This window comes from Streptomyces tailanensis (genome assembly GCF_008386495.1).
Classification (GTDB): Bacteria; Actinomycetota; Actinomycetes; order Streptomycetales; family Streptomycetaceae; genus Streptomyces; species Streptomyces tailanensis.
On the sequence record NZ_VTHJ01000137.1, the window covers coordinates 1 to 6,089 of the forward strand.

General features: G+C 66.6%; 6 protein-coding genes and 1 pseudogene. 3 read left to right on the forward strand and 4 right to left on the reverse strand.

Annotated elements, in window-relative coordinates:
• Both F3T56_RS47300 and F3T56_RS45170 read left to right on the forward strand, forming a co-directional pair.
• Positions 1-645, forward strand: a pseudogene (locus tag F3T56_RS47300) (tetratricopeptide repeat protein); the annotation flags it as partial.
• Between the two features lie 325 nt (positions 646-970).
• Positions 971-1,480, forward strand: a complete 510-nt coding sequence (locus F3T56_RS45170; protein ID WP_149831272.1) for a hypothetical protein — start codon at positions 971-973, stop codon at positions 1,478-1,480.
• A gap of 142 nt (positions 1,481-1,622) precedes the next feature.
• On the opposite strand, the gene F3T56_RS45175 is transcribed toward F3T56_RS45170, so the two are convergent.
• Positions 1,623-2,228 (reverse strand): recombinase family protein, encoded by a 606-nt coding sequence (locus tag F3T56_RS45175; RefSeq protein ID WP_149831269.1) that lies wholly within the window; start codon positions 2,226-2,228, stop codon positions 1,623-1,625.
• 415 nt (positions 2,229-2,643) lie between these two features.
• Positions 2,644-4,041, reverse strand: a complete 1,398-nt coding sequence (locus F3T56_RS45180) for an aminotransferase-like domain-containing protein (protein ID WP_246204814.1) — start codon at positions 4,039-4,041, stop codon at positions 2,644-2,646.
• Positions 4,042-4,074: 33 nt separating this feature from the next.
• Between F3T56_RS45180 and F3T56_RS45185 the strand changes: the two genes are divergently transcribed.
• Positions 4,075-4,698: a DJ-1/PfpI family protein gene (locus F3T56_RS45185; RefSeq protein WP_149831270.1), complete on the forward strand. Its 624-nt coding sequence runs from the start codon at positions 4,075-4,077 to the stop codon at positions 4,696-4,698.
• Positions 4,699-4,861: 163 nt separating this feature from the next.
• On the opposite strand, the gene F3T56_RS45190 is transcribed toward F3T56_RS45185, so the two are convergent.
• Entirely contained in the window at positions 4,862-5,035 is a 174-nt protein-coding gene (locus F3T56_RS45190) for a hypothetical protein (protein ID WP_216373112.1), read from the reverse strand.
• A gap of 109 nt (positions 5,036-5,144) precedes the next feature.
• Positions 5,145-5,867, reverse strand: a complete 723-nt coding sequence (locus tag F3T56_RS45195) for an IS6 family transposase (RefSeq protein ID WP_149831271.1) — start codon at positions 5,865-5,867, stop codon at positions 5,145-5,147.
• Positions 5,868-6,089: the final 222 nt, after the last annotated feature.

The window sequence follows — 6,089 nt, forward strand, 5'->3', positions numbered from 1 at the left end:
CCACGCCAACCTGGCGAGGAACCTACTAGGGCATACAGGGCAATACGCGTATATCAAACGCCCTCTCATACCCTCGCCGCCCGGAACAACCTCATCTGGTGGCAGGGGAAAGCCGGGGATACGCCCGAAACTGGCACTGCCTACGCGGAACTGCTAACCGACTATCTGCGAGTGTTGGGTCCCGACCACCCTCATACCCTCGCCGCCCGGAACAACCTTGTGGCCTTGCAGCGGAAAGCCGGGGATACACCCGACGCTGGCACCGCGCTCGCCACACTGCTGACTGACGGGAGGCGTGTGCTGGACCCCGATAACCCCCAGAACCTGAACGTCATGAACAAACTCGCTCACTGGCGGGCGGAAACGGGGGATGCGGTCGGTGCGGCCAGCGCCTACGCGGAGCTGCTGGAGCACGCACGGCGAGTGCTGGGCCCTGATCACCTCGACACTCTGACCGCTCAAGGCTGCGCCGCTCATTTTCGGGGGGAAGCGGGGGATGCAGCAGGTGCTGCATCCGAGTCCGCCGACCTGCAGGAACACGCAGAGCGAGTGTTGGGCCCTCACCATCCCTATGTCCAGATGGCGAAGGAGGGAGTGGCCTATTGGCGAGAGCAGGCGGAAAAGGAAGGCAGAGGTGTCGGGTAACGACCGTTCGTGAGACACGAAGGTCAGCACGGCGTACCCGTAGGCCGCGGCTGTCCCGTATGCCGTGTACGCGTCTGTGTCACGCGCAATCCCTTTCGCGGATCAAGGTCAACGGTATGTGTGGCCGGTGACGGAACCGTCAGCTCACCCGATTCCGCCCGTTGACGGGGGTTCGGCGTTGCCCGGGGACGTGGTCGGGGCGCCGTACAAGCGGCCCGGGCGGGAACTCTTTGCGGTTACTGATCGTGTTGGTGGGTGGATGGTGTGTGATTGCCCGGTGTCGGGACGATGGTGGGCGGCCGATCTGTGCGAAGGGGTGAGGGACATGCTGGTCGAGGCGTTGACGGTGTTGGCGGCGGCGGGTGGTGGCGCGGTGGTCCAGGCTGCAGGGACCGATGCGTGGAACGGGCTGCGTCGGCGGGTCGCGGATCTCTTCGGCCGTGGCGACGCCGCGCGGCAACGCGCCGAGCTCGAACGCCTGGACCACACCGCGCGGGCGCTGGCCCCGGGCGCTTCGGCCGACATCACCACGGAACGGCTGCGGCAGGAGGGCCTGTGGCAGGGGCGGTTCGAGGCTCTGCTGGAGAGTCTCGATGCCGACGGGCGGGAGCGCGCGGCGGGGGAGCTGCGCGAACTGCTGGTGTTCGTCGCCGATTCGGCCGGCGATGCGGCCGTCGCGACGGGGAAGGCCGTCGCCCGCGACGGCGCCAGCGCGGTCACCGGCGTCAAGCGCGCGGACGGTGGCCTGTCGGGCCCCGCGAAGGCGGTAGGCACCGGGGACGCCGAAGCCGACGGGCCGGGCTCCAGCGCCGTCAGCGGCATCGTCAGCGAATGAGGCGGTCGAGTAGGAGTCATACAGGGAGTGCAGTTTGGTGTCACATGATTTGACACCGGGATGGTGTGGTACAGGCCGTAATTCTCCCCGAGAAACCGACGAAGCAGCACCTGAACTGCGGTGATACGGCCTGCCTTGATAGTCATCCTTCCTGCCCGGCGGGTTCGGCAGCAGTGCCTTCGCGGTGCTTGCGTAGTTCCCGGTACAGCGTGGAGCGGCTGATGCCGAGGTCGGCGGCGACCTGTTCGGGGATGGCGCCGTCCTTGATCCGTTGGGCGGCTCCGGCGCGGGTGGTCGCGTTGAGCTTCGCCGGGCGTCCGGTCGGCAGTCCGCGGGCCTCCTTGGCGGCGCGGGCGCCGGCGGCGCGCTCCAGCATGTAGATCCGTTCCATCTGGGCGAACATCGCCAGCAGTGCGATGGCCATGTCGGTGCCGGGGCCCGGTTCGCTGGTGTCCACGGCGAGCTTGTCGCCGAGTGTGCGCAGGAAGATGCCGCGCTCGGTGAGGTCGTGGATGAGGTTGAGGGTCTCGCGCATGTTCCGGCCGAGCCGGTCCAGGGTGAGGACGTTGATCCGGTCGCCGGGCCGTGCGAAGCCGAGTAGTGCGGTCAGGCCTTCGCGGTCCATGTTCGCGCCGGTGCGCTTGTCGACGTAGACGTGTTCCTCGGCGACTCCGGCGGCGCGCATCGCGTCGATCTGCCGGGCGAGGTCCTGCGCGGTGGTGCTGACTCTGCAGTACGCGAGATCCATGTGGGTCACTGTCCCACAACTTGATTCCGCTGCCTGGGTTCTGACACTCCGTTGTGGCACTAGCTTTTGACACAGACTGATCTGCGGGGACGTGGGCGCCGTGTGGCGGTCGAGGTCCTGTGTCACATCCATGCTTGTGAGACAGTCGAAATTGGCGCCCTGGTCCCGAATTGCTTCCTCACGCACTTCACGGCCAGCCGCCCCCTCCACGAGCTGTGGCGCACGCTGGCGCAGGCCCAACGTCGTTCCTTCGCGGCTGTTGAGACTTGAGGCCGTCGGTTCCGTGAGAAGACGGCTGCGGTGATTCCCTCATCAGTCTCGGGTCGCAGGCCGCCGGGGCCCCAGGCCTTCAGCGCCGACGGACTTTCGTACGCAGACGTCGGTGCGGAGCGTGAATCGGCTGGTCGAGGGGAGTTCAGGTGTAGGCGTCCTCGACGGCGACTTGTCGCACTGTACGCAGCGTCGACTGGAGACGGTCCAGATCGGTCGAGCCCAGAGCGAGGCGGATCGCCTGCGGCGTGTGCGTCGAGGTGGTGAACGGCTCCGCTGTGGTCACCGAGATGCGCCGGCGCGCGAGGGCGGCGGTCAGGCGATCGGCGCGTGCGTCGTCGGGCAGCGTCAGCCAGGTGAAGTAGGACGAGGGGTGGCCGATGAGTGGTAGGCCTGCCAGCTCTTGTCTGGCGAGTGACTGGCGGGCCTTGGCGTCCTCTCGTTTCTGCGCTTCCAGGTGGTCCACCGTGCCGTCGTCGAGCCAGCGGCAGGCGATCGCGGTGGTGAGGGCGGGGGTGTTCCAGGTAGTCACCCGAATCGCGCGTTCGAGCGACGGCACCGCAGATGGCGGGGCGACAACGAAGCCGACCCGGAGGCCGGTGGCGACGCTCTTGGACAGCGTCGAGACGTAGACGGTGATGTCCGGCGCGGTTGCAGCCAGAGGCGGTGGAGGGTCCTCGGCCAGGTAGGCGTATGCGGCGTCTTCGATGATGAGCGGACCGTGCTGTCGAGCGATCTTGATCAGGCGGGTTCGGTCCGTTGCCGGCATGACCCAGCCCAGAGGGTTGTGCAAGGTGGGCATGGTGTAGATCGCGCGCACAGGGCGGGTAGCGCACAGCTTCTCAAGAGCATCGAGATTCGGCCCGTCCGTGGTGGTGGGTATGGGCTCCAGGTCGAGTTGAAGGGCGTGCGCGAGCACCTTGAAACCCGGGTAGGTGAGCGCGTCGACCGCGACGACGTCGCCGGCGTTGAGCGCGGCCATGACAGTGATAGCCAGGCCCTGCTGCGCACCGTTGACGATGAGGATCCGATCGGCGTCGGTGGTGATTCCTCGACGCCTCAGGTGCCGTGCGATCGAGGCTCTGTCCTGAGGGCGCCCTCGATGTGGTTGGTAGCGTAGTAGTGAGTCGAGATCACCGGAGGTGGCCACCTCCCGCAGGGCCTGCCGTAGGAGATCGGCTTGGCCGGGCAACGACGGATAGTTGAAGGTGAGGTCGACCGCATCCGTGGCGACGACCTGCTGATCGATGCCGTGACCGGCGGGAACCGCGATGTCACGCACGAACGTGCCGCGGCCCTGTTCCCGGCTCACCAGACCTATCGTTTCCAACTCGGCGTACACCCGAGTCGCGGTCACCACGGCGATGCCCTCACGGGCGGCGAGCCCGCGGTGTGTCGGCAGCCGCACGCCTGCGGCGAGCCGCCCCGTCCGGATGTCGGATGCGAGCGCGTCGACCAGCATTTTGTACCGCGAGGCTGCCATGCACCGAATTGTATCCATGACAATTCTTTGACCGTCATGTTCGCGGGTCCTTACCGTCAAGACCCACCCCACCTATACGGAAGGACAACCGCCGTGCACATCGCCATCCTCACCTTCGAGGGCTACAACGAGCTCGACTCTCTGATCGCGCTCGGAGTACTCAACCGCATCAAGGCCGACGACTGGCGCGTCACCATCGCCACCCCCGCCCCCAAGGTGACGTCGATGAACGGAGTGGTCATCGAACAGATGTCCACCCTTGGGGAGGTGTGCGCCGCTGACGCCGTCATCGTCGGCAGTGGCATCGCCACCCGCGAGGTCGTCGAGGACCCGGCGATCATGAACATCCTGCGCGGCCTGGACCCCTCGCGCCAACTCATCGCGGCGCAGTGCTCCGGCGCGCTCGTGCTGGCCAAGCTCGGTCTGCTCAACGACATCCCTGCCTGCACCGACCTGACCACCAAGCCCTGGGTCATCGCCGCCGGCGTCGAGGTGCTCAACCAGCCCTTCTACGCCAAGGACAACATCGCCACCGCCGGCGGCTGCCTGGCCTCGCACTACCTCGCCGCCTGGATCATCGCCCGCCTCAAGGGCAACAACGCAGCCGAAAGCGCGCTGCACTATGTCGCCCCGGTCGGCGAAAAGGAGGAATACATCAAGCGCGCCTGGAGCAACATCACCCCCTACCTGCCCGCTCCCACACCGGCGCTCGTGTGAACAATGAGCCGCAGGCGGCGACCGGCCAGGAAGCCATGCCCCCCGGCAGCCTGGCCGCTCGTTCGCGGCCCGCACCTACCGGACTCTCAGGTATTTCATGATTCATGACACTCCCCAACGTCAGTGGAATTGGCAGCAGCGGAAACGATCTATGCCCGGCGGCTCACGTCGAGTCTGGGCGGCGTGAGCGCAGCGGCCGGTAGCCGGCCGGGTCGAGCTTGGCGAGTTCGGTGTCGACCTCGACGTTGATCGTGCCGAAGAAGTTCACGTTCTCGCTGTGGGCCGGGGAGGTATGGGCGAGGAGTTCGTCGTCGACCGCGCGGCCCTCGGCGCGCATCTGCGCGATGGCCAGGCCGTAGTACTCCGTCGGGCGTCGTCAACTTGTCGGTTGGCGGGTTGGTTGAGGGTGTGTCAGGTCGTGATGGGGCCGAAGGGCGGCCCTGGTTTCAGCTTGCCGTGGGCAGGGCGGTGACGCCGGTGATGTGGTCCCAGAGGGCGAAGCGGGTGGTCATCTCGGCCCGGTATGCGGATGCGGTCATCATGTGACGGCGGGGCCGGAAATGGGGCGAGATCTGGCTGAACGCGGCGAGGAACTTCTGGGCCGACCGGGGCGAGCGAAAGTACTTCATGGCCCGTTCGCGCTGGCGGGTGGGCTGGTGAGAATTCTCCGCCCGGTTGTTCAGGCCCCTGTGGGAGCGGTGTTCCACCGACCGCATCAGCTCGCGGTGGGCCGGGCCGTAGGAGCGGCACTTGTCGGTGACCAGCACCCGCGGGACGCGGCACTGCTTCTTCATCAGCTTGGCCATGAACCGCTTCGCGGCCTTCGCGTCCCGCCGGGACTGGACCAGGATGTCCAGCACATGACCGTCCTGGTCCACGGCCCGCCACAGGTACTGCCGCACCCCGTTGACCTTGATGAACACCTCATCGAGATGCCATTTATCACCGGCCCGCGGCCGACGGCGGCGTAAGGCAGCGGCGTACTCGGGCCCGAACCTGTCACACCACTGCCGGACGGTCTCATGAGAGACGATGATCCCGCGGGCAAGCAGCAGCTCCTCCACCTCACGGAAGGCGAGGGGAAAACGGAAGTACAGCCAGACCGCATGGGAGATGACCTCGGCCGGGAACCTGAACCCCTTGTACGACACCGTCGCCCCGGTCCCCACAGCGGCCCCCCCCTCCCCGGCAAGATCAACAAACCTGGCGATCGTCCCAGATCCGAGACAGCCCCTCAAGTTGACGGTGCCGCGCCAACCAGGACCTTCGCGCTCCCACTGTTCGCGTGCGATCTCGCCGCGGAAGTGGCCGTCGAGTTTCACAGGGTCTGTACGCTCACCGGTGTAATTGATGATCATGGAAGAGACATCAAGTGAGTAACACCGTGACCG